General features: G+C 65.3%; 24 protein-coding genes, 1 tRNA gene and 1 riboswitch. Of the genes, 14 read left to right on the top strand and 11 right to left on the bottom strand.

All coding sequences use genetic code 11. The features are described 5' to 3' along the window. The first annotated feature begins 28 nt into the window (after positions 1-28). The 4 genes from ACFVSI_RS08605 (at position 29) to ACFVSI_RS08590 (ending at position 4,321) form a co-directional block, all read left to right on the top strand. Positions 29-802 (top strand): ABC transporter ATP-binding protein, encoded by a 774-nt coding sequence (locus ACFVSI_RS08605; protein ID WP_387821955.1) that lies wholly within the window; start codon positions 29-31, stop codon positions 800-802. Beyond that, entirely contained in the window at positions 799-2,835 is a 2,037-nt protein-coding gene (locus ACFVSI_RS08600) for a YhgE/Pip family protein (RefSeq protein ID WP_387821953.1), read from the top strand. Before ACFVSI_RS08605 ends, ACFVSI_RS08600 begins: the two co-directional genes overlap by 4 nt. After that, positions 2,832-3,464 carry a TetR/AcrR family transcriptional regulator gene (locus ACFVSI_RS08595; RefSeq protein WP_387821949.1) on the top strand — a complete coding sequence of 211 codons (633 nt, stop codon included), beginning with the start codon at positions 2,832-2,834 and terminating at the stop codon, positions 3,462-3,464. Before ACFVSI_RS08600 ends, ACFVSI_RS08595 begins: the two co-directional genes overlap by 4 nt. Positions 3,465-3,607: 143 nt before the next feature. After that, positions 3,608-4,321 carry a hypothetical protein gene (locus ACFVSI_RS08590; protein WP_387821947.1) on the top strand — a complete coding sequence of 238 codons (714 nt, stop codon included), beginning with the start codon at positions 3,608-3,610 and terminating at the stop codon, positions 4,319-4,321. A gap of 43 nt (positions 4,322-4,364) precedes the next feature. On the opposite strand, the gene ACFVSI_RS08585 is transcribed toward ACFVSI_RS08590, so the two are convergent. Continuing rightward, positions 4,365-5,276, bottom strand: coding sequence for an EamA family transporter (locus tag ACFVSI_RS08585; RefSeq protein ID WP_387821944.1), 912 nt, complete (start codon positions 5,274-5,276; stop codon positions 4,365-4,367). Positions 5,277-5,348: 72 nt separating this feature from the next. Between ACFVSI_RS08585 and ACFVSI_RS08580 the strand changes: the two genes are divergently transcribed. Beyond that, positions 5,349-6,260 carry a LysR family transcriptional regulator gene (locus ACFVSI_RS08580; RefSeq protein WP_387821942.1) on the top strand — a complete coding sequence of 304 codons (912 nt, stop codon included), beginning with the start codon at positions 5,349-5,351 and terminating at the stop codon, positions 6,258-6,260. Between the two features lie 6 nt (positions 6,261-6,266). Here the strand turns inward: ACFVSI_RS08580 and ACFVSI_RS08575 are convergent, their stop codons facing one another. The 3 genes from ACFVSI_RS08575 to ACFVSI_RS08565 form a co-directional block, all read right to left on the bottom strand. Beyond that, positions 6,267-6,791 carry a histidine phosphatase family protein gene (locus ACFVSI_RS08575; RefSeq protein ID WP_144661558.1) on the bottom strand — a complete coding sequence of 175 codons (525 nt, stop codon included), beginning with the start codon at positions 6,789-6,791 and terminating at the stop codon, positions 6,267-6,269. A 192-nt stretch (positions 6,792-6,983) separates the two neighbouring features. Then, complete coding sequence (locus ACFVSI_RS08570) at positions 6,984-7,850, bottom strand: winged helix-turn-helix domain-containing protein (protein WP_144661557.1); 867 nt, start codon at positions 7,848-7,850, stop codon at positions 6,984-6,986. Positions 7,851-8,413: 563 nt separating this feature from the next. Further along, positions 8,414-9,349 carry a hypothetical protein gene (locus tag ACFVSI_RS08565; protein WP_387821939.1) on the bottom strand — a complete coding sequence of 312 codons (936 nt, stop codon included), beginning with the start codon at positions 9,347-9,349 and terminating at the stop codon, positions 8,414-8,416. Positions 9,350-9,549: 200 nt separating this feature from the next. On the opposite strand from ACFVSI_RS08565, the gene ACFVSI_RS08560 reads away from it, so the two are divergent. The 7 genes from ACFVSI_RS08560 to ACFVSI_RS08530 all read left to right on the top strand — a co-directional run bounded on the left by ACFVSI_RS08560 (position 9,550) and on the right by ACFVSI_RS08530 (position 19,326). After that, on the top strand, positions 9,550-10,290 hold the full coding sequence (locus ACFVSI_RS08560) for a response regulator transcription factor (RefSeq protein ID WP_387821937.1): 741 nt from the start codon (positions 9,550-9,552) through the stop codon (positions 10,288-10,290). A 3-nt stretch (positions 10,291-10,293) separates the two neighbouring features. Continuing rightward, a complete protein-coding gene (locus ACFVSI_RS08555; protein WP_387821935.1) occupies positions 10,294-11,793 on the top strand; it encodes an ATP-binding protein in 1,500 nt (499 codons plus the stop codon). A 108-nt stretch (positions 11,794-11,901) separates the two neighbouring features. Continuing rightward, positions 11,902-12,086, top strand: a riboswitch (cyclic di-AMP (ydaO/yuaA leader). 3 nt (positions 12,087-12,089) lie between these two features. Then, a complete protein-coding gene (locus tag ACFVSI_RS08550; protein ID WP_387821932.1) occupies positions 12,090-12,947 on the top strand; it encodes a hypothetical protein in 858 nt (285 codons plus the stop codon). 133 nt (positions 12,948-13,080) lie between these two features. Beyond that, positions 13,081-14,436: a glycosyltransferase gene (locus ACFVSI_RS08545; protein ID WP_387821930.1), complete on the top strand. Its 1,356-nt coding sequence runs from the start codon at positions 13,081-13,083 to the stop codon at positions 14,434-14,436. Continuing rightward, positions 14,433-16,508, top strand: a complete 2,076-nt coding sequence (locus tag ACFVSI_RS08540) for a glycosyltransferase family 39 protein (RefSeq protein WP_387821927.1) — start codon at positions 14,433-14,435, stop codon at positions 16,506-16,508. The genes ACFVSI_RS08545 and ACFVSI_RS08540 overlap by 4 nt, the downstream gene beginning before the upstream one ends. 1 nt (position 16,509) lies before the next feature. Next, complete coding sequence (locus tag ACFVSI_RS08535) at positions 16,510-18,537, top strand: ArnT family glycosyltransferase (RefSeq protein WP_387821925.1); 2,028 nt, start codon at positions 16,510-16,512, stop codon at positions 18,535-18,537. Positions 18,538-18,579: 42 nt separating this feature from the next. After that, on the top strand, positions 18,580-19,326 hold the full coding sequence (locus tag ACFVSI_RS08530) for a MerR family transcriptional regulator (RefSeq protein WP_387821922.1): 747 nt from the start codon (positions 18,580-18,582) through the stop codon (positions 19,324-19,326). 12 nt (positions 19,327-19,338) lie between these two features. Here the strand turns inward: ACFVSI_RS08530 and ACFVSI_RS08525 are convergent, their stop codons facing one another. From ACFVSI_RS08525 to upp, 4 genes are all read right to left on the bottom strand, one after another. After that, positions 19,339-20,730, bottom strand: coding sequence for a pyridoxal phosphate-dependent decarboxylase family protein (locus ACFVSI_RS08525; protein WP_387821919.1), 1,392 nt, complete (start codon positions 20,728-20,730; stop codon positions 19,339-19,341). 67 nt (positions 20,731-20,797) lie between these two features. Beyond that, positions 20,798-21,487, bottom strand: coding sequence for an HAD-IA family hydrolase (locus ACFVSI_RS08520; RefSeq protein WP_387821916.1), 690 nt, complete (start codon positions 21,485-21,487; stop codon positions 20,798-20,800). A gap of 32 nt (positions 21,488-21,519) precedes the next feature. Then, positions 21,520-21,897, bottom strand: a complete 378-nt coding sequence (locus ACFVSI_RS08515) for a VOC family protein (RefSeq protein WP_387821913.1) — start codon at positions 21,895-21,897, stop codon at positions 21,520-21,522. A gap of 47 nt (positions 21,898-21,944) precedes the next feature. After that, positions 21,945-22,580, bottom strand: coding sequence for a uracil phosphoribosyltransferase (gene upp / locus ACFVSI_RS08510; RefSeq protein WP_144661546.1), 636 nt, complete (start codon positions 22,578-22,580; stop codon positions 21,945-21,947). A gap of 22 nt (positions 22,581-22,602) precedes the next feature. On the opposite strand from upp, the gene ACFVSI_RS08505 reads away from it, so the two are divergent. Then, positions 22,603-23,145, top strand: a complete 543-nt coding sequence (locus ACFVSI_RS08505; protein ID WP_387821910.1) for a nucleoside deaminase — start codon at positions 22,603-22,605, stop codon at positions 23,143-23,145. Positions 23,146-23,179: 34 nt separating this feature from the next. Here the strand turns inward: ACFVSI_RS08505 and ACFVSI_RS08500 are convergent, their stop codons facing one another. Genes ACFVSI_RS08500 through ACFVSI_RS08490 form a run of 3 tightly spaced genes read right to left on the bottom strand, consistent with a single transcriptional unit; the run spans position 23,180 to position 25,579 of the window. Beyond that, positions 23,180-24,175: a glycosyltransferase family 4 protein gene (locus ACFVSI_RS08500; RefSeq protein WP_387821907.1), complete on the bottom strand. Its 996-nt coding sequence runs from the start codon at positions 24,173-24,175 to the stop codon at positions 23,180-23,182. Beyond that, positions 24,176-24,574: a 6-pyruvoyl tetrahydropterin synthase family protein gene (locus tag ACFVSI_RS08495; RefSeq protein WP_387821905.1), complete on the bottom strand. Its 399-nt coding sequence runs from the start codon at positions 24,572-24,574 to the stop codon at positions 24,176-24,178. Between the two features lie 3 nt (positions 24,575-24,577). Beyond that, positions 24,578-25,579, bottom strand: coding sequence for a zinc-binding alcohol dehydrogenase (locus ACFVSI_RS08490; RefSeq protein ID WP_387821902.1), 1,002 nt, complete (start codon positions 25,577-25,579; stop codon positions 24,578-24,580). A 137-nt stretch (positions 25,580-25,716) separates the two neighbouring features. Between ACFVSI_RS08490 and ACFVSI_RS08485 the strand changes: the two genes are divergently transcribed. Further along, positions 25,717-25,806: transfer RNA gene (locus ACFVSI_RS08485), tRNA-Ser, on the top strand. Positions 25,807-25,859 lie beyond the last annotated feature (53 nt).

The raw sequence follows: 25,859 nt of genomic DNA, 5'->3' as shown, positions 1-25,859 counted from the left end.
AGACAACAGTTCTGCGAAAGGCTTCATTGTGCTGTCCGTACAGCAACTCCAGATCAACGGCCGCCGGGACGACCTCCTCCCGGCCACGTCGCTCCAAGTTCACCGAGGCGAACTCCTGCTGGTCGCCGGAGAAGGCCAGGACCAGCGCACCGCCCTCGCCTTGGCGTTGAGCGGCCGCATGAAGCCCGGCAACGGTGTGCTCAGCTGGGATAACGTCACCAAGACCAAGAAGATCCGGCTCGCGAGCGCTTTGGTGGACTCCCCCGGCGTCAACGAACCCGAGCAGCACCTCAGCGTCCGCGACCTCGTCACCGAAGACCTTTCCCTGATCCCCCGCCGCTACCGTGGCGCGCTGCTGAGCAAGCCGTGGCTCAAAGTGAACAGCTTCGAAGACATCGCCGGACTCTGGATCGAGCAGCTCCCCGCCTCCCGGCGCCTGGAACTCCTGACGGCACTGGCCCTGGCAGACCCTGCCACGGACCTGTTGATCGTGGACTCCCCCGACCGCCACAGCGCCGATCCCGGGACCTGGCTGCCGAGGCTCCAGGCTTTGGCCTCCGACGCCGGGCGGCCGCTTGCCGTCGTCGCCGTCGTGGGTGCCCTCCCGGAGAACTGGACCGGCCCGGCAGCGGTGATCGGCAACTCGGTCCGGCATCCCCCTGAACCGGAACCAAAGCCTGCGCCCGCACCCACTCAGCCAGCCGTCGTCGTCGAGCCCAAAGCCAAACACGCCGCCGAAGCCGCGCCGGACCTGGCCGAAGAAGAACCTGAAACCGAAACCCTCCAAAGGACTGCAAAGTGACTGTTCTGCGGCTTGCCCGCTCCGAACTCAAGCGCATGACCGGCGGGCTCCTGCCCAAGCTGACCATCCTCGCCCTGACCATGGTGCCTCTGCTGTACGGCGCCGTGTACCTGTACGCCAACTGGGATCCGTACGGAAACCTGAACCAGATCGACGCGGCATTGGTGGTCGAAGATACCGGCGCTACCGCGAAGGACGGCACGCAATTGCAGGCCGGCAAGAAAGTTGCCGACAGCCTGGTGGAGGGTCACGTTTTCAACTGGAAGCAAGTCTCCAACGCTGAAGAGGCAGACGCAGGGGTAAAGACCGGCGAGTATGCGTTCGCCCTGCGCATACCCAAGGACTTCTCGGCCAACCTCGTCTCCCCGGGCAGCTTCGACGCCGCAAACCAGGCCATGCTGCACGTCACCACGAACGACGCCAATAACTACCTCCTGAGCACCATCGTGGACAAGCTCACCACGGCAGTGCACTCCACGGTGGCCAAGGAGGTCGGCGAAGAAACCGCCAACCAGCTCCTGACCGGTTTTGGCACCATCCACGCCTCCATCGTGAAGGCCGCGGACGGCGCCTCCGAGCTGGCCACCGGAGTGGGAAAGCTCAGCGACGGCGCCGCCACCCTCCACACCGGCACGGGGCAACTGGTTACCGGCGCGGACCAGCTTGTGGCCGGCCAAACCCAGTTGCGCGACGGCGCTGTGCAACTGAACGCCGGTGCCGGTCAGCTGAGCTCCGGACTCACGGAGCTGAAGAACAAAACGGCCACCCTCCCCGCGGATTCGCAGAGGCTCGCCGATGGCGCCGCCCAGGTAGCCGCTGGAAACGCCGAGTTGAACGCAAAGGTCCAAGAAGTCGTCGGGCAATTGGACGCGGCGGACAAGGGCCTTCGCAACCGGGTGGTCGAGTCCAACGCGCGGCTTGTCGCTGCCGGCGTGCTGACCCAGGAGCAGGCCGACAAGGTCCTCGCCGACTTCGATGCCGCCGCCGCTTCCAGCCCGGTGACGGACGCCAAGGCGACAATCTCCGGTGATGCCGCGAAGATCCAACAGCTCTCGGATGGTTCTGCCGCAGTCAGCGCTGGCGCCCAAAAGCTCGCGGGCGCAACACCGGCTTTGACCGATGCCATCTCCCAGGCGGCAGCCGGAGCAGGGCAGCTGAATTCCGGGGCGGCCACCTTGGCCGCCGGTCAGCAGACCGCTTTGGATGGCGCTGTAAAGCTCGACGACGGCGCCCACCAACTGGACGACGGCGCCGGTCAACTGGCCAGCGGCGCAGTGACCGCGGCCGACGGTTCACACACGCTCGCCACGGAGCTCGCCAAGGGCGCGGGAGATATCCCGAACCCGAACGATGAACAAAAGAGCAACGTCTCCAAGGTCATCGCCGATCCCGTTGCAGTGAACAACGTCTCCCAAGCGAAGGCGGGTTCTTACGGCGCGGGTCTGGCCCCCTTCTTCCTGACGCTGGCCCTCTGGATCGGTGTGTTCATGCTTGTCCAGGCGATGCGACCTATCACCCAGCGGGCCCTGGCCTCGAACGCCCCCGCCTGGAAAATCGCCGTCGGAGGCTGGCTGCCGTTCTTCGTAGTCTCGGTGTTGCAGGCCACCATCCTGACCGTTGTGGTAGATCTCGGTCTGGGCCTGAATCCGGCCCACCCGATCGGGATGTGGCTGTTCATGCTGGCCGCGGTGATGGCGTTCAGCGCGATCATCCAGGGCATCGTGGCGCTGCTGGGTACGCCGGGCAAGTTCGTGGTCCTCATCCTGCTGGTCTTGCAGCTTGTGTCCTCCGGCGGCACCTTCCCGTGGCAGACCACCCCCATGCCGCTGCATGTGGTGCACGAGGTCCTGCCCATGGGCTACGTCGTCACCGGCATGCGGCACCTGATCTATGGCGGTGAACTCAGCATGATCTGGCCTACCGTGCTGGGCCTGCTTGGATACACTTTGCTGGGAGCGGCACTGTCCACACTGGCAGTCCGCAAGCACAAAATGTGGACCCTTAAGACCCTGAAGCCGGAGATCGCAGTATGAGCACCACCGAGCCGGCCCCTGCGGGAACTGCCGGGAAGAAGCTCCGTCCGGGCCGCACCAACGCCACCAAACAGCGCTTGTTCGAAGCGTCCATGGAACTGATCGGCGAACGTGGTGCGGCGGGAGTGACCGTGGACGAAATCGCGGCCGCGGCCGGGGTGTCCAAGGGGACGGTGTACTACAACTTTGGCAGCAAGTCGGACCTGATCGCCCAGCTTCTGCGGCACGGCGTGGACATCATGCTGGTCAGGCTCCAGGACGTCCAGGGGCAAAGCAGCGACCCCCTGGAATCCATGCAGAACATGGTGGGCCAGGCCATGGAGTTCATGGACGACTACCCCTCCTTCGCCCGGCTCTGGGTCAGCGAAAACTGGCGGACCCCCGGCGAATGGAGCGCTGTCTTTGCCGAACTCCGGGCCGAACTCCTGGCGGTAATCGGTTCCGCCGTGGAACGCGTCGCGGCCGGCTACACGGTGGATACGTCCATTGCCCGGGGCAGCCTTGAAGCGGCCATCTTTGGGGCCATCTTCGTTGTGGGCCTGGACCGGCAGACCTACAACCCGGAACGAACCCGCGAGCAAAGCGTGGCTGCGGTGATGACCATCATGCACGGGTACGTCATCAAGTAACGCCTCCCCCACGTTGCGAGGCCTGCTCTGCGTCCCATGGCATGGCCATTGGACGCAGACCGGGCCGCACAACGGTATCCAACTGCAATGTACGACGGCGTGGCGCAGCCACTTGGTCGGCGATGATTAACCTCATGCGTCACATGGGGAACAGCGGGAAGCTTGCGGTGGTGTCCGCCTTTGTAGCACTGGCGCTGTTGGTTCTTGCAGCGGTGGTGCTCGAAGAACTGGTGCTGTACTTGTTCCTCGGCAGCGTGCTGCTCTGCTACCTCGCGTCCCTCGTGCAGCTCTTCAACCGGCGACGCTACTTCGTAATCTTGCTCGGCGCCGTCGGCACGAGCCTGTTCATTGGTTGCAGCATCGCCTTCCTGCGGATGTGGGGCATCGCGTTCACCCAGGACGCCAACGCCCTTGGCGGTTCGGTGAGCGCCGGCAGCGCAGTGAGCACAAAAGATTCGGACATCTACTTCTACCTGGCGGCCGCTGCGGGGGTGTGCACCCTCGGCGTGATGTTCCTTGGAGCGGTGGTGCCCTCGTTCGGATTGCGGGCAGCTGCTCCGGTCAAACGGGCGGCACCTGCTGCCAAACGGGCACCTGGCCAGCGAAACCCTGCCCAACGCCCGGGCGGCCAACGACGCCCCGCAGCACAGCAACGTCCGGCCCAGGCCCAACGTCCCGTCAAGCGACCGGCCGCCCCGACCCCGGGTGCCAAGCGCCCGGCCACCCCGGCTGCCAAGCGTCCTACGCCTCAGGTGACCCCGGCTGTCAAGCGTCCCACGCCCCGTACGCCCGCCACCCCAGCCAAGCGACCGGCGTCGAGCGCTTCATCCCAACGCAAGCCATCCCCCAAACGCTGACTCCCCCGCGTTGCGAGGCCCGCTCTGCGGCCTTACGGACGGCTTACACGCGCAGAGCGGGCCTCACAACGGGTGCGCCGGGGCGCTTCCGGGAGGCGCCCAGCACCGCCGTCGCCACACCCAGAAGCAGGATCACGCCTCCCGTGATTTCGGCGGGCGTCGGAATTTCGTTCAGAACCAGCCATGCGGCCGTCATGCCCACCACCGGGACCAGGAGCGTGAAGGGCACGACGTCGGAACTCGGGTACAGTGACAACAGCCGGTTCCAGATGCCGTACCCCACCAAGGACGCGAACAGTGCGGTGTACACGGCGCTGAGGACGGTAGCGGGCTGCAGGTCGGTGAGCGTTGCCCACACGACCCCCGGACCATCCACCACCAAGGACAACGCGGCCAGCGGAACCGGCACCACGGCACCGGACCACACCACCAGGCCCAGTCCGGAGGCTGCTTTCGAATGCCGGGCCACCACGTTTCCCACTGCCCAGGACAGGGCTGCAGCCAGCACGATCATCAGCGGAAGAACCGGAGCCACGGCACTTCGTCCGACCGCCACCACCCCCAGTCCCACGATGCCCAGCACCACGCCAAGCAACTGGCGTCTGCTGGGCTTCTCCCCCAGGAACCGCGCCGCAAGCAGGATGGTGAACAGGACCTGCGCCTGCAGCACCAGCGAGGCCAAACCGGCTGGCATTCCGAGTGCCATGCCCAGGTAAAGCAGGCCAAACTGCCCCGCGCTCATAAAGAGCCCGACGCCGGCAATCGCCTTCCAGCCGACGTCAGGTTTGCGGATGAAGAAGATGAACGGAAAAACGACGAGCAGGAAGCGCATGGCCACGAAAAGCAAAGGTGGGACATCACGGCCGTTGGAGTGTAGCCCGAGGTCGATGGCGACGAAATTGACGCCCCACAGGACGGCTACAAGAACAGCGAGGAAAGAGTGGCGAAGGTTCACCACTACACTCTGACGCTCTTTTGGATGAAGCACCAGCATTGAATTCAGCATGAAACCACGTAGATTTGCTTCATGATCGATATTTCGGCTCTGCGGGCCCTGGTCGCCGTGGAGCAACACGGCTCGGTAGTAGCGGCCTCTGATGTCATGGGCTACAGCCCCTCCGCGGTGTCGCAGCAGATCAAGAAACTCGAAAAGCAAACAGGCGTTGCCGTCCTGGAGCGAAACGGCCGGGGCGTCCTGCTGACGGAACGGGGCCTGGCGCTGGCAGGTTACGGCCGACGGATCATGGGCGAACTCGAGGAACTCCAGGCGACGTTGCTGGCCGATCCGGCCAAGCCATCCGGGCTGTTGCGGCTGGTGGCTTTCTCCACGGCATGCCGCGGACTGGTAGGACCGGTCCTCGGGCGCATGGCCGCCAGCCACTCCGCCTTGGACATCACCGTCCTGGCCGAGGACCCGCGCGAAGCCGTGCAGCGGGTCGCCTCAGGCGAAGCGGAACTTGCGGTGGTCCACAACTGGAATTCGGTCCCGCTGGTGATCCCGGAGAACCTGGTGCACGAAGACCTCTGCATCGACCAGGCCGATGTCCTGGTCAACAGCACACACGCACTCGCGGGGCGGACCGCCGTCGAGCGTGAAGACCTGCTGGACGAGACCTGGATCAGCACCCCGGCGGGGGCCATCTGCAACGAGGCCCTCCTGCAGATCTTTGCGGGGCTGGGCCGGGTGCCTGACATCCGCGTTTACGACCCCGACTTTTCCACCCACATCGCCATGGTGGAACAAGGCGTGGCGGTCGCTCTGGTCCCCCGGCTGGGCAGGCCGCCGCTGCCGACAGGCATCGTGGCTATCCCCGTGGTCAAACCCACCCAGCAGCGTTCTGTTGGCATTGTGTATCGGAAAACCATGACGGCAAGCCCCAACATCAGGCATGTTGTCCGCTTGCTGCGGGAGGCAGCCGCGGAGCAACTGGATCACTAGCTGGCGCTAGTGCCGTGGCACCGTGAAGTGCGTCAGCCGGGCATCCTGCCCATCGAGCTCTGCCCAGGACTTCTCTGTCTCCATGACTGTCAAGGCACTGGTCGGGTACCGGGTGGCGGCATCCATGTAGGCGTCGTGGTCGGAGTCGCGGGAAGCCAGGTGCATGGCGAGGTCCTGCACGCCCGGCATGTGCGATATCACCATCAACGTTGTCACGGTGTCAGGAACGTGGTTGATCACTGTCAGCATCCGGTTGGCCGAGGCGGAATACAGCCCGTCCTCGAGCTTGGGTGTGGGTGCCTTCTCCCCCAGTTCGTCGCACACCCAGGTACATGTCTGCCGGGTCCTCAGGGCAGAAGAACAGAGGATGAAATCGGGAACTACGCCGTGCTTGAGCAACCATTTCCCGGCGAGCGGCGCTTCGCGATGACCACGCTCCTCCAAGGGACGCTCGTGATCCGGCACGCCCACAGGCCAGTCCGCCTTGGCATGGCGCATGATCACGAGTCGCTTGATGTGGTGGTCGCTCATGCAACAACCCTATAGCCGCGAAGGCACATGCTCACTGGCCGGACAAGCGGAAAGGCGGCACGTCCCGATAGCGCCGTTGTTGCTGGGCCCACGCCGCCCGGATTCCCTGACCGAGCTTGCGAGGTGAGGGAGGCGGTGGGGAGGAACGAGCGCAGGCGCAGAGAAATGTGCCGCCTTTCGGCAGTCAAAAGATCAGATCGAGTATTCCGGAGCGGCCCAGACGATGACCTCGGGGTGCTCGTAGAAGCGGTAGCCCTGCCCGCGGACCGTACGCACGGTGTTGGCCAGGCGGCCCAGCTTTGAACGGAGACGGCGGATGTGGACGTCGATGGTGCGCTCGTTCGGCACTTCTTCGGCGTTGCGCCACAGGCCCTCAAGCAATTCATCGCGACCCACAGTGCGCGTCCCGTTTTCGACAAGGTAGTTGAGGAGCTCGAACTCCTTGAAGGTCAAGTTCAGCGACTCGCCATCCAGGTGTACCTCGCGGCGGGCAAGATCGATCAGCACACCGGAGGGACGGGCCTCCTGCTGGGGCGCCGGACGCGGAGCTTCAGCACGCTGGCGGGAAGCCACGGTGGGGTCGCCGAAGGTGGAACGTACGACGTCGAGGGCGGAGCCGGGTGCCCCGGCGGGGGCGACGGCGACGGCCGCGTAGCTCTCGGCACCGGTCACCAGGGACTGCGCATAGGCGCGGATTTCCTGGGCGAGCTTTGCAATGGAAGTTCCAGCCGCGGCCGCAGTCTCTTCGTCAATGCCCATGTAGAGCACGAAACCACGGGCCACGTTGTCGTTGGCAACGGGGCGCAGCCTGTCCGAGTGTGCGATCACCGGGGTGGGGGCGGTAATGGGTGCCGGCTCGGTGGTGGGTACTGCACGCAACTGGCCGTAGGAGTTGGGGTTGTAGCCCTGGGGCACATAGCCGGGAGCCTGCTGGCCGGCACCCTGCGAAGCAGGAGAATAGCCGGGGCGGTTGCCGAAGCCGGGGCGGAGCCCCGCGTTCGATGCGGCCTTGTTGGCGTTACGGACGGAGATGTGGACGTATCCGGATGCAACTGACATGGAGTGCTTACCTCAAAAGTGAATAGCCGTCATCGCGGCTTCGAATGCTGAGTGTCCCCGCAATGAGTTTGGGGAGGGGCGCCCAACGCTGGGCTAGGGGGCGAATGCCTGAAACTTCTTGGGGTGGAAAGTTAGGCTTGCATTCGACAACAGCGGTCATCATGGCCAGCGGGTGTGCTGGACCAGGTTGCTGCGGCTGCAGGTGCTGTTGAGTTCTTGTTCACATTGGAAGTGTGCAACGTAACAAAGGCAACACGCAAGTAACAAAGCTCAGAACCGTCCACATTTTGAGACGTAGAGGTCTATTGTGCCGCAAATCACAATTCCGCAGAGTCCTGAATTGAACGCCGCGAGATTCGGAGTATGGAAGAAATATTCGCCTTCCAGTGAATTTTCTTCGGCCGATGAGGCATGATTCGCACCTTAAGGAACACCAAGCCTTCCCCTGCGGAATCTCACGATCTGAAACATGTGTTGTCCAATCGGCGCCTGAGCCGATCTCGATTTTTTTGGCTGAAATCTGTTAAAAGCGGCGAAATCGGGCTCGGCAAGCACCCGTCTTCTCAGGACGTCGTCCCTGAGCCGGACGTGGAGCCCTGCCCGGTTGACGACGTTCCAGTGGTCAACCGCACAGATGTAGCGTCGTAGCTGTCCCCACTCTTGGAAGCCGAGACCCGGACCGTGGCACCGGACGTTATGTCGGCCACGGTCAGGTTGCTGGACGTGCTGCCACGCTGCCGCGTTCCTTGCGCCACGGCAGTGTCCGGGCCGAGGACGTATGTTCGCGTGAATCCATCGGTACTCTTGACGGTCAACGAGTTCGAAGAGACCTCGCTGACAACTCCCACCTGATCGGCCATGGACACGTACTCGTTGTCGCGGAGAATGACGTATTCCGAATGGATGGCGGCGTTCAAGCCCCCTCCGAACCCATCGGGTGCCATCCCGCCCATCTGACCGGGCATTCCCTGGCCGGTTCCGCCCTGGCCGGTTCCATTTTGCCCTGTTCCGCCCGGCCCCAGTCCCTGTCCAGGTACGGTCTGGCCCTGCTGCCCACCCAATCCACCGGCCTGGCCCAAGGGAACGTTGGCAGCATCCGCAGAGCCTGCATTGCCCAGGGAGTAGAAGCCGGCGGCGGTGCCTGCCGCGACCACCACGGCAACACCGGCCACTATCAGCGTCCTCTTGAGGGTCCACCGGTTTTGCGCGCCCGTCCTGTCGTTGGCCACGGGCGATGCCCCCCAGCCGGACCCGGACGTTTCCGAAGACGGCGCGCCCCACCCTCTCGACGGCCCGTTGCTGCCCGGCTGGCTGCTTTGGGCCTGACCGGCCTGGGCCTCGCCCCAGGCCCAGGATGATCCGGGGTTGGGGGCGGCGGTTTCGGAAGGCTGCGGCCATGCGGCTTCCGGCTGCGGGTTGGCGGGGGTCGGCCCCTGCTGTGGCTGAGGCCCCGGGGTGTGGGGGAACTGGTGGTTTTCGGGGTATTTCTGCTCGCTCATGGTGGTCTCTCTTGTCTGTGGTTGTCCGAATACGCCCAGCGTCGGTGCCGTGGCTGTGCGGAAGCTGTGTTGGGGAGCAGTTGCTCCTGTGACCTGCAAATTCCTGTGTGTGCGGACTCCCACCTCGCTAGTGTTGACTTCACAGGGTCCTCACAGGAGCGGCTCAGCGCCGGCAAACCAGCAGAATGGAGAGTTGTCACATGGCCTCCCCGCACTCCATGACAAACAACCTTCCCCAGCTCACGCACCCGGACGGCTCGCCTATCCGCGCCTTGGTGGTTGACGACGAGCCGAGCCTTGCCGAGCTCATGAGCATGGGCCTCCGCATGGCCGGCTGGTCAGTAAGCGTGGCCGCTGACGGGCCCGAAGCCGTAAAGGTCGCCAAGGAATTCCGCCCCGACGTCCTGGTGCTTGATGTGATGCTCCCCGGTTTTGACGGCGTGGAAGTCCTCAACCGGATACGGGCCTTCGCCCCGGAAGTGCCTGCCCTGTTCCTGACAGCCAAGGACGCGGTGCAGGACCGCATTGTGGGTCTGGCGGCCGGAGGCGACGACTACGTCACCAAGCCCTTCAGCATGGAGGAAGTGCTGCTTCGCCTGCACAGGCTGGTCCAGCGCTCAGGTGTCGCTGCGATGGACACCGCTGAGCTCGTTGTGGGCGATCTGACCCTGAACGTGGACACCCGGGAGGTGACCCGCGCCGGGGAGGACATCACCCTGACGGCAACCCAGTTCGAGCTCCTGCGCTATCTCATGGAGAACCCGAAACGGGTTGTCAGCAAGGCCCAAATCCTGGACCGCGTGTGGGACTACGACTTCGGCGGCCAGGCCAACATCGTGGAACTCTATATTTCGTATCTACGCAAGAAGATCGAAGCGAACCACCCGCCGATGATTCACACGGTTCGCGGAGCCGGCTACGTCATCAAACCTGCGGACTAGGCCTTGAGCACACTCTCGGGGATTGCCAGGAGCCCGCAGCGCAGTTGGCTCAATCCCTCCACATGGCATCTACGCACGCGTTTGGTCCTGGTGGCCATGGCTTTGCTGGTGGCCATTTGCGGTGCAGTCGGGCTGGTCAGCTACGCCTCGATGGACATGGTTTTCAACAAGCAGCTCGACAGGCAGCTGGAACAGGCGTCGCGCCGCGCTGACGACTTCGGCAGGCCGCCGTCGAGCTTTCCGAATTCGCCAACAGGGCGCCCGGACCCGCTGGAGGCCCGCGGGCAGGCGGCCGGCACGCTGAGCGCCCGAATCGATGGATCAACGGTGCGCAGCTCCGGGCTGATTGACGCCGGGGGCAACCGCGTGTCTTTGTCCGCCGCCGACGAGCAGGTCCTCCTGGCGCTGCCGACGGGCGACCGTCCCGTGGACCGCTCGCTGTCCAACGGCGACTACCGGCTCATGGCCGTCAAAACCAATTACGGCGACGTGATCGTCACGGGCCTGCCACTCGCGGACAAACAGACTGCAGAGGCTTCGCTGGTCTGGACCATGGTGCTGGTGTCACTTGGCGGCCTGGTGGTGATCGGGCTGGTGGGAACGGTGATCATCCGTCGCACCATGCGGCCCCTGGAGCAGCTCTCCGAGGTCGCCACCAAGGTTTCACGACTGCCTCTCGACGCCGGCGAGGTGGCACTTGCGGTGCGTGTACCGCCGTCGGCCTCCCATCCCGGAACTGAAGTGGGCAGCGTAGGCCACGCCCTGAACCAGATGCTGAACAATGTCTCCAGCGCGCTGGAGGCCCGCCAGGAAAGCGAGACAAAAGTGCGGCAGTTCGTGGCCGACGCCTCGCACGAACTGCGGACGCCGCTGACGGCCATCCGTGGCTACACCGAGCTGCTGCGGATGACCGAGAACTTCACCGACGACGGCAGGAAGTCCCTGGCCCGGGTCCAGAGCCAGTCCGAACGCATGACGACGCTGGTGGAGGACCTGCTGTTGCTGGCAAGGTTGGACGAAGGCCAACCGGTGAAGGTCACGGACGTGGACCTGACACAGTTGGTGATCGAGACCGTGAGCGACGAGAAAGTCATGGCCCCGGACCACATCTGGCAGCTGACCTTGCCGGACGAACCGATCACGGTGCGCGGAGATGCCACGCAGCTGCATCAGGTATTGGCCAATCTCCTCTCCAACGCCCGCAAGCATACGGATCCCGGAACCACGGTGGTCACCGGGGTGATGCTCTCGGCAGACGGCAGCGCAGTGGTTACCGTAACGGACAACGGGCCCGGCATTCCCGGAGATTTCCAGGGCAGGATTTTCTCCCGGTTCGCCCGCGCCGATGCCGCAAGGTCGGGATCGGAAGGGACGTCCGGCCTGGGCCTGTCAATCGTTGAATCCATCGTCGAAGCCCACGGCGGAAGCGTGGAGGTGACGTCCAAACCTGGACGGACGGAGTTCGCTGTCCGGCTACCGGCCGCCAACAGCAACCGCGCATAGCGAAACCGGCAAGGCGACTCACCGGCGTCGTGATCTCTGTTACCTAAATGTGACTTCTGCGGAATCGTCCTGTACCGTCGAAAGGGTGGGTCGCTCAAAAGGGCCCGCATCCGGGATGCGCCGAGCTCTGCCACTTCCCGGAGTCCGTTCTTACTCCGAGGCAGAGACGGGGGACCCAGAGTCTCCGGGCCCAGGCATTCGCCGGCCCTTGGGGTGAAGCCGCAGCATGACGCGCGGCCGGATGACCTCATCCGAACCCGACAGCTAACTCCGCAGGCGCTGAGAGGTAATCACACATGTCTGAATTTAACGATCAGACGCGCCCTTCCGCGCGTCACCGCGACCAGAACGACTCCCCGTTGAAGAAGTCGCAGACCGTCCTCAAGAAGGCCGCCCGTGAGGGCAAGTCCGGCAACCGCATGCCCGTGGTGGCCGGCGTTATTGCCGCCGCGCTGGGCGTTGCGTCCCTCGGAACGGCTGCCAACGCCGCTCTTAACCTTCCCGAGGCAAGCCGCGTTGCCGAGACCCGGACCGCCGTCGAGGCCAGCAACGCCAAGGCCGCTGAGGAAGCCGCCGCCGCCAAGAAGGCCGCTGACGAAAAGGCTGCTGCCGCCAAGGCCGCCGCAGACAAAGCAGCAGCTGACAAGGCCGCAGCCGACAAGGCCGCTGCGGACAAGGCAGCGGCCGACCAGGCCGCCGCTGCGCAGGCAGCAGCTGAGAAGGCCGCTGCCGATCAGGCCGCAGCAGAAAAGGCTGCCGCTGACGCAGCCGCCAAGCAGGCAGCCGACGCCGCTGCTGCCGCCGCCGCAGAAGCCGCAGCCGCCGCAGCAGCCCCCAAGGCTGTTGACGACCCCGCTGCTGCCAAGGCCTACGCTGCCAGCATTCTGGGCAGCTACGGCTGGAGCGCCTCCGAGATGACGGCACTGAACACGCTGTGGGAGAAGGAATCAGGCTGGCGGACCACTGCCACCAACGCTTCCAGCGGTGCATACGGTATTGTCCAGTCGCTCCCGGCCGGCAAGATGGCTTCTGCCGGTGCGGACTGGCAGACGAACTACCAGACCCAGATCAAGTGGGGCCTGAACTACATCAAGGAACGCTACGGCTCCCCGTCAGCTGCCCTGGCCTTCCACCTGGCCAACAACTGGTACTAAGCCAAGAGATTCACTGAAAAGCCGCTCCCATTCCGGGGGCGGCTTTTCGCGTGGAAGAGGCCCTGAACACTTACACAGTCGCATCACAGCTTCCGCCTAAAGCCCTCACAATCGGCGGCCCCACTGTGAATGCATGACGCTCATAGATCCCGCCACCAGTGCGCTGCCGAACCCCGCCCATGCGGGGACCTTCGCCGCTCCTGCCTTGCCCCACCGGCAGCCGCGGCGTTCTCCCGTGGATACGCGGACCACGGTCCCTGTCCTGGACGTCACCATTCCCGTACACAACGAAGAGACCGACCTCGAGGAATGCCTGCGCCGCCTGCACGGGCACCTGGTGGAGACGTTTCCGCATACGTTCCGCATCACGGTGGCGGACAACGCGAGCACGGACAACACGCTGAAGATCGCCGAGCGTCTGGCCCGCGAGCTCCCTGAAATCGTCGTCATGCGCTTCGAGGAAAAGGGCCGGGGCAACGCCCTCCGCCAGGTCTGGCTCGCCTCGCCGTCCCCGGTGCTCGCCTACATGGATGTGGATCTTTCCACTGATCTTGCCGCCCTGGCGCCCCTGCTGGCTCCACTGATCTCCGGCCACTCAGACCTGGCGATCGGCACCCGGCTCTCCCGCAACTCCCGCGTAGTCCGCGGGCCAAAGCGCGAGTTCGTCTCCCGCAGCTACAACGTCCTCCTGCATACGTTCATGGGTGCCCGTTTCTCTGACGCCCAATGCGGTTTCAAGGCCATCCGGGCAGACGTCGCCCGCAGGATCCTTCCCCACACCATGGACAACGCCTGGTTCTTCGACACCGAACTCCTGGTCCTCGCCGAGCGCTGCGGTCTCCGCGTCCATGAAGTCCCCGTCGACTGGACGGACGATCCCAACTCAAGTGTCGACGTCGTACGCACCGCCCTCGCCGACCTTCGCGGAATGGCGCGCCTGACGCGCGACCTCGTCACCGGGCGCATCCCCGTCCCCGAACTGCGCGCGGCTCTGGCCCGCGGTCCGTTGCTTGCTTCATCGCGGACCTCCGAATCGACCCCACGCGCCAGCCTGTTCGGGCAATTGGTGCGCTTCGCGTTCATCGGTGCGGCCTCCACAATCGCCTACTTGCTGATCTTCCTGCTGTGCCGTGGATTCATGGACCCGCAGCTGGCCAACTTCCTGGCACTCATCGTGACGGCCGTCGCCAACACGGCCGCCAACCGCCGCTTCACGTTCGGCATCCAAGGCGGCAACCATGCCCGCCACCACTTTGAAGGCCTGATTGTCTTCAGCATCGGCCTGGCCCTCACCTCGGGCGCACTGGCCCTGGTGCACGGAGCCACGACGCCGGACCGCTGGCTTGAGGTGGCAACCGTTGTTGGCGCGAACCTCGCCGCGACCGTCGCACGGTTCCTGCTGTTCCGCCTGTGGGTGTTCCGCCGCCCCGCGACACCAGCCGCTCGCACCGAGGGCTCCGACACGACCACAGAGGTGGCAGCGAAATGATCACAGCCCTTCAGCCAAGCCATGCCGTTGACGAACCCGTGAAGAGTACGGAAACACCGACCCGCCTGCAGCGCATCGCTTTCGGGCAGCAACCCCGGTGGGTGCGTCCGTCCGCCATCGGGCTTCTGGTGGGGACCGCGTTCCTCTATCTCTGGAACCTTGCCGCCACCGGGTACGGCAACTCCTTCTACGCAGCAGCTATCCAGGCCGGCACCAAGGACTGGACTGCGCTCTTCTTCGGCTCGCTGGATGCCGGCAACGCCATCACGGTGGACAAGCCGCCGGCGTCCCTCTGGATTCCGGCCCTGGTGGGCAGGATCTTCGGCTTCTCCCCTACCAGCATGCTGGTTCCGGAGGCACTCATGGGGGTCGCCGCCGTCGGGCTTCTGTACCTGACGGTCAAGCGCGTATCCGGTCCCGCGGCAGGGCTCCTCGCCGGTGGCGCCCTGGCCCTGACACCCGTTGCTGCCTTGATGTTCCGCTTCAACAACCCCGACGCCATGCTGACCTTGTGCCTCGTGCTGGCCGCGTACCTGACGACCCGTGCCATTGAGAAGGCCGGCTGGAAGTGGCTGGCCGCGGCTGGCGCAGTGGTAGGCCTGGCTTTCCTGAGCAAGATGCTTCAAGGGTTCCTGATCGTGCCGGGCTTGGCACTGGCGTATCTCTGGGCCGCTCCCACAACTCTGCGCAAGCGGATCCTGCACCTCCTTGCGGCGGGCGCGGGCATCGTTGCCGTGGCCGGTACCTACATTGCGATCTTCCAGCTGACTCCGGCCTCGGCCAGGCCCTATATGGCCGGCTCGACGGGCAACAGCTTCCTGGAACTCACCTTCGGCTACAACGGGCTGGGGCGCATCACCGGCTCGGGTGAAGGCGGTGCCGGTGGTGGCATGCCCGGCGGTTCCGCTGGCGGCCTCGCTGGTGGGCCGGGTGGCGGCTTCGGCGGCGGCGGCTTCGGTGGTGCCGCCGGCCTCGGCCGGATGTTCGGAACCAGCTTCGGCGGTGAAGTCTCCTGGCTCCTGCCCGCAGCGTTGGTCCTGCTGGTGGCCGGGCTGTGGTTCACCCGTCGCGAAGCCCGCACTTCGCGAAGCCGCGCTGCCCTGTTGATGTGGGGTGGCTGGCTGATCGTCACGGCAGGCATCTTCAGTTTCATGAGCGGCATCGTCCACCCCTACTACGCAGTGGCCCTGGCCCCGGCGATTGCCGCCCTGATCGGGATCGGGTGCGTCGAACTCTGGCGCGGCAGGGCCTCGTGGATGGCACGGATCGTGCTGGCAGTGGTGGTGCTGGGCAGTGCGCTGTGGTCCGCAGTGCTCCTGGGCCGGGACGCCTCATGGCTGCCGTGGCTGCGGATCGTCGTGGTGGTCCTTGGTGTCCTCGCAGCAGCGGCACTCCTGCTTCGTGTGGATCAGCTGGGTGCCTCCAGGCTGAAAGGCGCCCTGAGGCGGCTGCCTGCTGCCGCCGTCGTCGTGGTGTCGTTGCTCGCCGGAGGGCTGGGAACCGGGGCGTGGACAGTGGCCACTGCGGCGACTCCGCACTCAGGCTCCATCCCGACGTCGGGACCTTCCGGCGCGGCCAGCGGCGGCTTTGGCGCCCGGGCAGGGATGGACGGAAGGAACCGCGACGTCGGCGATGCAGAGAACGGCCTCAGCGGAACGCCCGACCCGACAGCCAACGCCTTCCCGGGCGCCGGAGGATTCGGTGGCACTGGAGGATTCGGTGGTGCCGGAGGCGGGAGCACCGCGAACGCCGAGCTGACGGCCCTGCTGAAGTCCACCACCACCACATGGTCTGCCATTGTCTCCGGAGCCACCCAGGCTGCCGATCTGGAACTCGCCACGAACACCAGCGTGATCGCCCTCGGCGGCTGGAACGGCGGCGACCCCTACCCCACGCTGGCCCAATTCCAGGACATGGTGGACAAAGGCCAGATCAGCTACTTCATCTCCGGCGGCGGCATGGGCGGCGGCATGGGCGGCCGCGGCGGCAACTCCGAGGTCGCAGCCTGGGTAGCGGCCAACTACCAGGCCCAAACCGTCGGCGGCACCACCGTCTACAAGCTGGTGGGCTGACATGACCACGTACTTCAAACCGCTGACCGAACCAGCAGGCCAGGCGAGCGCGGCACCAAGCCGCCTGGCACAAGGAAGCTGGGCAGGACGTCGCAGCAACCGAGGCCCCGTCCGGCACCGCCTCGAACTCACGGCAGTCCTTGTGGGAACTGCGGTCCTGTACATCTGGGGCCTCGGAGCCTCCGGCTGGGCCAACGCGTTCTACTCCGCTGCGGCCCAGGCCGGCTCGCAGGACTGGACAGCGTGGTTCTTCGGTTCCTCCGACGCAGCCAACTCCATCACCGTGGACAAGCCTCCGGCGGCACTCTGGATCACTGGGCTGTCCGTCCGATTGTTCGGCTTGAACTCCTGGAGCATCCTGGTTCCGCAGGCCTTGATGGGGGTGGCCACCGCGTGGATCATGTACCTGGCCATCCGCCGGGCAGCGCTCCCCGCCACGGACAACCTTCGCTTGGCACACCGCGCCGGCCTCCTGGCCGCCGCGGTCCTGGCCCTCACCCCCGTTGCCACGCTCATGTTCCGCTTCAACAACCCGGACGCTTTGCTTGTCCTGCTGATGACCGCAGCGGGTTACGCCGTGGTCCGCTCCATCCAGGACCGGAAACTGCGATGGCTCATCCTTGCCGGGGTATTCCTTGGTTTTGGCTTCCTGGCCAAGCAGCTGCAGGTCCTCCTGGTGGTTCCGGGCTTCGCGCTCGCCTACCTTGTCTCGGCCCACCCCAAGCCAAGCAAGCGGGTACTCCACCTCCTCGCGGCAGGGGGCGCGATGGTGGCGTCGGCTGGTTGGTGGATTGCCGCCGTCGAACTTGTCCCCGCGAACCTGCGGCCCTATATCGGCGGGTCGCAGAACAACTCCATCCTCGAACTGACGTTTGGCTACAACGGCTTGGGCCGACTCAACGGCGACGAGACCGGCAGTGTGGGCGGTGGCGGCAACGGGTGGGGAACCCCGGGCTTGCTGCGCATGTTCGGCACGGAGTTTGGTGGCCAGATCGCCTGGCTCATTCCGACCGCGCTCATTCTTGGCGGTGCCCTCCTGTGGCTGGGCCGCCGCGCGCCGCGAACCGACGTGGTCAGGGCCTCCGTCATTGTGTGGGGTTCGTGGCTGCTGGTGACCGGGCTGGTGTTCAGCTACATGCAGGGCATCATCCACCCCTACTACGCAGTGGCGCTGGCTCCGGGAATTGCCGGGCTGGTTGGCCTGGGCGGTGTGCTGTTGTGGCAGCGGCGCCCGCAACTCCCTGTCGCCTTGCTCCTTGGGGCGTCACTGCTGGCTGCGGGGTTCACGGCCTTCGCCCTCCTGGGCCAAGCGCCGACGTTCCTTCCGTGGCTGCGGTGGGTGGTGATTCTTGGCGCCGTGGTGCTGGCCGCCGCCGTTGTCCTGACCGGCCGCTGGCGCCTGGTCTGGTTGACGCGTACGACGGCGGGACTCGCCGTCGCCGTTGGCCTCGCCGCGCCGCTGGCCTACTCAGTGGCGACCGCCGCCGTGCCGCATACAGGTGCGATCGTGAGCGCAGGTCCGGCCACGGCTGGAATCGGTCCCGGTTTCGGCCGCAACGCTTCAGCACAAGGTGTTCGGGGGCCGGCCACACGGCAGGGCACTGGGCAGACGCTGGGCGGGCAGGGTTTTGGTGGTGGCGGTTTTAACGGTGGCGGGCAAGGTGGCGCCATGGGCGGTCTGCTTGGTGCCACCACGCCGTCGTCCGAGCTGGTGACCGCTCTCAAAGCCGACGCCGGAAACTACACCTGGGCGGCCGCCGTCGTGGGTTCCAACAACGCGGCCGGCTACCAACTGGCCACCGGGCTTCCGGTCATGGCTGTCGGCGGGTTCAACGGAACGGACCCTTCGCCGACTCTGGCGCAGTTCCAGCAGCTCGTGGCGGACGGCAAGATCCACTACTTCATCGGAGGCCGTCTCATGCAGGGCAACGGCGGTTCGGACGCTTCCAGTGAGATCGCGGCTTGGGTGGCCGCGAACTACCAGGCGCAGACCATTGGTGGAACCACGGTGTACGAGCTTCGGGGCTAGGGGCTTGCACCTGACGCAACGTCAGGAATTAGCGTGGTTCCCATGACGGGAACAGCAGGGAACGGTCCGTGGAGCATCGGGGAACTGGCAGCAGCGTGTGGTGTCAGTGTTCGAACCCTGCACCATTACGACCAGATCGGGCTGCTGTCCGCGAGTGAACGGACAGCAGCCGGGCACCGCAGGTACGACGAGGGCGACCTCAGGCGGCTCTACCGGATCAAGGCGTTACAGATGCTGGGCCTGCCATTGGCCTCCATTGCTGACGCGCTGGACAGCCCCGAAGCTTCGCTTCTTGGCCTCTTGGAGCAGCAGTTGGCCCAGGTCCGCGAACATGCCCGACAGGTTCGCCTGCTTGAGGACCGATTGGGCCACTTGTTGGCCCGGATGGACGGACCCGCCATGCCCACCCCCGAACAGTTCATGACGACATTGGAGATGATCACCGTGTACGAACAGCATTTCACCGCGGAGCAGCGTCAACAGCTTGCTGACAGGCGCCAAGAGCTCGGAGCCGAAAAAATTGAGGATGCCAAGCAGAAATGGGCGGCATTGGTCGAAGAGGGCCTGGCCTTCGCCCGCACCGGTACGGCTGTCACCGACCCTGCAGTGCAGGAGTGGGTCCGCTCATGGGATGGAATCGGCGCCATGTTCCATTCGGGCGACGACACCAAAGCCGCAGCCCGGGCCGCCTGGCAGGAAAACAGCCAAGCCATCAGCGCCGAGCTGCCGTGGAGCCCCCAGGATCTGGCAGGTCTGATGGGCTATCTGGCAAAGGCCCGGGCGCAGTAGGGATCCGGGCCGCTATTCTTCCGGCTCTGCCTCGACCGCACCACGGACCGCTGCGATGGACGCCGCCACGTCTGCGGCATCCGTGGTCCAGTTGCTCACCGAGATTCTGAGGATCTCCCGGCCCCGCCACGACGAACCCGACATCCACACCGCGCCTTCGGCCATGAGTCGTTGAGTGATCCTGTGGGTGCGGTCGTCGCTGCCAAAGCTCACGGAGACTTGGGTGAACACCACGTCATTGAGGACTTCAACCCCCGGGATTGCGGCCAGACCGTCCGCCAATGCCCGCGCGTTCGCCGCCAGCCGCTCCACCATGGCTATCACACCGGATCGACCCAGTTGCCGCAGAGCAGCCCACACCGGGATGCCGCGTGCCCGGCGGGACATCTCAGGAACCTTCTCCAGAGGGTCACCCAGTCCCGTTTCGCTGGCAATCAAGTAGCTGGTGTGGACGCTGAAGGCGCGGCGCAGGGACTCCGGCCGCGAGACGATAGCCAGTCCGCAGTCATAGGGGACGTTGAGGGTCTTGTGGGCGTCGGTAGCCCAGGAATCAGCGCCCTCCACGCCGGCCAGCCGCTGCCTCAGAATCGGGCTCACAGCAGCCCAGAGACCGAAAGCACCATCCACATGGACCCACGCTCCACGGTCATGGGCCACCGCGATGGCTTCTTCCATGGGATCGAAAGCACCCGAGTGCAGGTTCCCTGCCTGCAAACACACCAAGGAAGGCCCCGGCTGCTCATCCATGGCTGCTGCCAGGGCGTCGGGGAGGACACGGCCCTCATGGTCAGCATCAACAGGAACGCAAGCACCCAAGCCCAGGTACCGCAGGGCGAGGTCCACTGCGGCGTGGCGTTCCCTGCCGGCGAAGGTGGTGATCCTCGGCCCGCCGTTCAGGCCCAACGACTCAAGGTCCCAGCCGGCTTCGTCCATCAGGTACTGCCGTCCCGCTGCCAACCCCACGAAGTTGGCGGTGGTAGCGCCAGTAGTGAATCCGACGTCGGCGGTTGGCGGAAGATGAAGAAGGTCCAGGAGCCAGGCAGCCGCGGATTCTTCGATGGCGGCCGCCGCCGGGGTGGCGAAGCGAAGTCCCGTGTTCTGGTCCCATGCCGAGACCAGCCAGTCGGCGGCCATGGCAGCGGGAAGGGTGCCGCCCATGACCCACCCGAAGAAGCGGCCGGACTGGATCGCCATGAGGCCCGGCTCAGCCAAAGCGGCGAGCTCGTCGACCACCTCGGCGGCATCGGTGGCCTCATCAGGGAGGCGCTGCAGGATGCTGCCGGCCACCTGATCGGCGTCGGAGGAAGGGCGGACAGGACGAGTAGGCACTGACGTGAGCCAAGCACCGGCGTGGACCATTGCCCGTTCCAATGCAGCCCCGTAAGCCTCCGGCATCGCAGACATGCGCACAGCGTACTCCCGGTTTTCCGGCGGGAACAGACCGGGCCGAACCTTACCAGGCCGACCCTTACTAGAGGGTCAGCGTCAGGAGGTGGCCGCCGTCGTCATCCTTCACAGCGGTGACCGTCACCGCCGTGTAGTCCGGGATCCGCCACATGCCCTCTTCCAGTTCGCCGCCGGAGTCACCGACGACAACGGTGCGCATGCCTGCCGCGCGCGCAGCGGCAATACCTGCGGGCGCGTCTTCAAAAACCACGACGTCGGCCGGTTCGGCTCCCAGCAGCGCGGCGGCTTTGAGGTATCCCTCCGGATGTGGCTTGCCCCGGGTCACTGATTCGGCAGTGACGGTGGTGGACGGCATGCTGAGCCCGGCAGCCTTCATCCGGATTTCCGCCAGGATGCGATCTGCCGAGGTGACCAACGCGATCGCCTCATCCGGCAGCCCCGCAAGCAGTGCCTCGGCACCGGGAAGCGCGATCACGCCGTCCGTCCGGGTGCGCTCCATGTCGCCGAGTTCTGCGGTCAACGCCTCCAAGTCAGCGCCGGCGGGCGCGTAGCGGCGTATGGTGTCGCCGGCCTGGACGCCGTGGGAGGTGCGAAGAATCTCGTTGTAGTCCAGGCCATAGCGTTCGGCGAACTCCAACCACACCTGCTCCACGATGGCCGTCGAATCCACCAACGTCCCGTCCATGTCGAAGAGGACGGCTCGGACGGTCAGCACGGGCGGTTCGGTGGCAGGATTCGCGGCAGGATGGGTCATGGTTCCATCCTGCCGCACCTGGCGGGGGTTACTCACCCATTGGGTCGCTGCGGCAGATACTGGACCGCCCACTTGTTGCCATCCGGATCCGCGAAGTACACAAAGTGGCCCCAGTCCTGGATGTCGACGTCGCTGACCTCCACTCCGTTGGCTTTGAGTTGCTCATGGGCTTTGTTGATGTCCGCCACCACGATCTGAAGCGACGGCGCCGTACCCGGAGGTGCGTCATTCAGGCCCTCGCCAATCGCGATGGAGCAGGCAGATCCTGGCGGGGTCAACTGCACGAAACGGATGCCGTCCGTGGGACGCTCATCGTAATCGGCGTTGAAACCAACCTTGTTGACGTAGAAATCCTTCGCCCGGTCGACGTCGGACACAGGGACAAATACCAGTTCAAGTTTCCAGTCCATGCGCCACAGGCTAACGGCGCGGGGAGGAAACCGGTAGGGGTTCCTGTCTAGCCGGCCACGCCGTAGAGGCGGTCGCCGGCGTCGCCAAGACCCGGCACGATGTACGACTTCTCGTTGAGTTTTTCATCAATCGAGGCCAGGACAATGTTCACGTTGGCGTCCGAAAGCTCTTCTTCCAGCTTGGCCAGCCCCTCAGGAGCGGCGAGCAGGCAGATGCAGGTGACGTCCGAGGCGCCGCGCTTGAAGAGGAACTTAATGGCCTCGCGCAGGGTGCCACCGGTAGCGAGCATGGGGTCCAGGACGAAGATCTGGCGGCCGGTGAGGTCCTCGGGGAGACGCTCGGCGTAGGTGATGATGTCCAGGGTTTCTTCGTCGCGGGCCATGCCCAGGAAGCCGACCTCGGCAGTGGGGACCAGCTTGGTCATGCCCTCCAGCATGCCCAGCCCGGCGCGCAGGATGGGAACCACCAGCGGCGTGGGCTTGGTGAAAGCCGTGCCGATGGTCTTGGTGACCGGGGTCTCGATCTCGACCGGTTGCGTCTTGACCTCACGGGTGGCTTCGTAGGCCAGGAGGGTGACGAGTTCTTCGGTGAGTTGCCGGAAGACCGGTGAAGGAGTGTTCTTGTCCCGCAATACGGTGAGCTTGTGAGCGACCAGCGGGTGGTCCACGACGAATGTGCGCATCCCCCAAAACTATCATTGAGACATGAGCGCCACCGAGCCGTATCACGCAGATCACTTGGCCTGGATGGGCCTTGCCCTGGACGAAGCCCGGTTGGCGTTGGAGACGGACGACGTGCCGATCGGCGCCGTCGTCTTAGGGCCCGACGGCGGGGTGCTGGGTTCCGGCCGCAACGAACGTGAGGCGCACGGGGACCCGACCGCCCATGCCGAAGTCGTCGCAATCCGGCAGGCGGCCGCTGCGCTGCGGCAACGCGCCGTGGATTCGGGTGCCTCCGGTGATGGGTGGCGGCTGGAGGACTGCACCTTGGTGGTGACCCTCGAGCCGTGCGCCATGTGTGCCGGTGCGATTGTGTTGGCCCGTATCCCCCGCGTGGTTTTTGGCGCCTGGGATGAGAAAGCCGGCGCGGCGGGCTCTGTCTTCGACATCCTGCGCGAGCGCCGCCTCAACCACTGGGTGGAGGTCTATGCCGGCGTCCGCGAGGACGAGTGTTCAGCGCTCCTCAGGGACTTCTTCGCCGCGCACCGCGTGGCCGGCTCCGCAGCCGCCCCGCGAGTTGGCAGTTAATGACAATCCGGCGGCCCGGGATTGTCATTAAGTGTCATCTCGGTGGAGCTTCCAAGGCGTCCAGGACGGTCCGGGCGGTGGATTCCCAGCGCTGCAAACCGCGCCGGGCTTGAAGGGCGTTGCTGCGCCAGGACTCTTGGAGGGCGTGGTCCGTGAGCCAGGTCCGCAGGGTTCCTCCCAGGGCTTCCTTTGGATCCCACACCGCGCCCGCGCCGCTGTGCCCCAGCGCCTCCACGGCACCGGTCCCCTGCCGCACCAGCACCGGGACGCCGTGAGCCAGGGACTCCGTCACTACCATCCCGAACGACTCGGACTGTGAGATCAGCACGCTCAGGTCCGCCCGACGCCACTGGTCCTGCAACGCCTGCCCAGTGAGTTCGCCGGTGACACTGAGGCGGTCCTGCAGACCGTGATGTTCGACGGCGGCCCTCACCTCGGCCGCGTACGCCGGGGCGGCTTCTTCCGAGCCGATGAGGGCTGCCGTCCAGGGGAGATCCTTGATCTGGCTTAGGGCTTCGATCAAGAGTGTTTGACTCTTGTTCGGCAGGAGGGCCGCGACGGACACGATGTGCTTGGGGTGGGAGCCTTCGCTGATGTCTGCCGGTTCCGCGCCCGGCGTGGCGACCGTGATGTCCAGTGAGCCGTGCCGGGCCTGAAGCTCCGCGGCGGAGTGCATGCTCGGGCAGATGATCCCGGTCGCAGCCGCCAGCGCTTTCGCCTCAAGATCGTGATGGTCCGCCAACGCCATGTGCGAGAGGATCCACACCTTGGTCCCGGCCTGCACGGCGCCCGCAACCTCCTCCGGTGCGCCGCTCGCCACCAAGCCGTCGGCAATCACGGTAGTGCCGCCGTCGAGCGCTTGCGCGAACCGCTGCCGGTCCGCCGGGCTGCCGACCGGCCAGTCGCCGTCGACCGTTACTGTCTCGACTGTCGCGCCAAGGGCATTCAGGTGTTCGGCAAGTTTGGCGTTGTATTTATTGCCGCCGGAGCCGTGCCGGACGTTGCCGGGGACGAGGAAGCGGATGCGCACTTACTTGGCCGGGAGCTCCAGCGAGTAGCCCGCCCAGGCGTCAGGGTTCTCGCGGAGGACGACGTCGATGCCAGCCAGCGCCGGGCCGTCCTCGGTGTCCTGGATCCGCGTGGCCATGGCGTCCGCGATGTGCTTGGCGAGGGCCTCGGTGGTGGAGAGCTTGCCCTTGAAAGCGGGGTGCTCGTCCAGGTTCCTGTAGTTCAGGTCTTCAAGGATCTCTTCCAGGATGCCGCCGGCGGCGCCGATGTCCAGGACGATTGCGTCGTTGTTGAGTTCACGACGCCGGAAGCTGACTTCGGCAACGAACGTGGCCCCGTGGAGGCCTTGGGCCGGGCCGAACGCTTCGCGGGGAAGGCTGTGGGCGATCATGAAGTGGCGTCGGACGGTCAGGCTGAACATGTATTAATCCTTCGGGTTTGGATACGCGACCACGTGGCAGAAACCGCCGGGCCGTTCAAGCAATCCAGCGAGTGTTGCGGGCAGGTTTTGGAACTGGCATTCACTGGTCAGGAACGTGTCGAACATTGGGTCCTTGAGTTGGGCAGCCGCTTCCTGCAAGCGCTGCGCATTGGTCCGCCGGTGCCTGCGGGGCAGGGCCACGGCGCCCACTTGGCTGGAGCGGATGTTCAGCCTGCGGGCATGGAAATCCTCACCGAGCGGCAGGGTGACTTCCTTGTCAGCGAACCAGGAAAGCTCAATCACGTCAGAGTCATCGCCGGCCAGTTGCAGGCTCAGTTTGAGGCCGTCGTTGGAGGCGGAGCAGTGGAAAACGATGTCGTTGTCGTTGTCCGCGTTGTCAGGCTCGGCAAATTCGATGCCCAGCTTGTCGGCGAGGTTTCGCTTTTCCGGGTCCGCGTCCACGAGCTGCAGGCGGCCCAGCGGATACTTCCGCAGCAGCGTCGCCAGGACGCCGCCCACCAAACCGCCACCGACGACGGCGACCCGGTCTCCCAGCCTCGGCCCGGCTTCCCAGATGGCATTGATGGCGACTTCGACGATGCCCGTGAGCACCGCGCGGCGCGCGGGGACGTCCGTGGGAATGGGAGTCAGCTGGCTGGTGGGGACGACGTAGAAGTCCTGGTGCGGGTGGAGGCTGAAGATGGTCTTGCCGAGCCATTCTTCCGGTCCCTGTTCGACGACGCCGACGCTCAGGTACCCGTACTTGACCGGGCCGGGGAACTCGCCTTCCTGGTGCGGGGCCTGCATCAGATCGGCTACGCGCTCGGGAACACGGCCCTCGTGAACCACCCGCTCAGTGCCCCGGCTGACCCCGGAGTACAGGGTCCTGACCAGGGCTTCTTCTTCTTTGGGGTTCTCAATGGCTTCGGGGCGCAGTTCACCATCGCCGGACTTGGTGACCCAGTAGGCGGTGGCTTGGTGCACGTGCTCGCGAGGAATAGTCATGGTACTTAGGAATCTAGTGGCGGGGCGCTTCGGATGGAAGTTGGCGCTGTTTCGCGGGTGTTTTGGGGGTGTCTCTGCTGGGGTGACGCGGCCTCGTTTTGGGGAACCGGGCCCAACTCCGGTACCCTATTTCAGTTGGTGACGTGTCCGAGCGGCCGAAGGTGCAACACTCGAAATGTTGTTTGGTGTAAAAGCCAACGTGGGTTCAAATCCCACCGTCACCGCCAATGAGAACCCCCGGGAAACCGGGGGTTCTCTGCATTTCCGGGAGTTCCGTGCC

Origin of the sequence: Paenarthrobacter sp. NPDC057981, from assembly GCF_042886835.1 — a bacterium.
Classification (GTDB): domain Bacteria; phylum Actinomycetota; class Actinomycetes; order Actinomycetales; family Micrococcaceae; genus Arthrobacter.
Note: the sequence above shows the minus strand (reverse complement) of the source record. Positions and strands in the feature narration are given on the sequence as shown.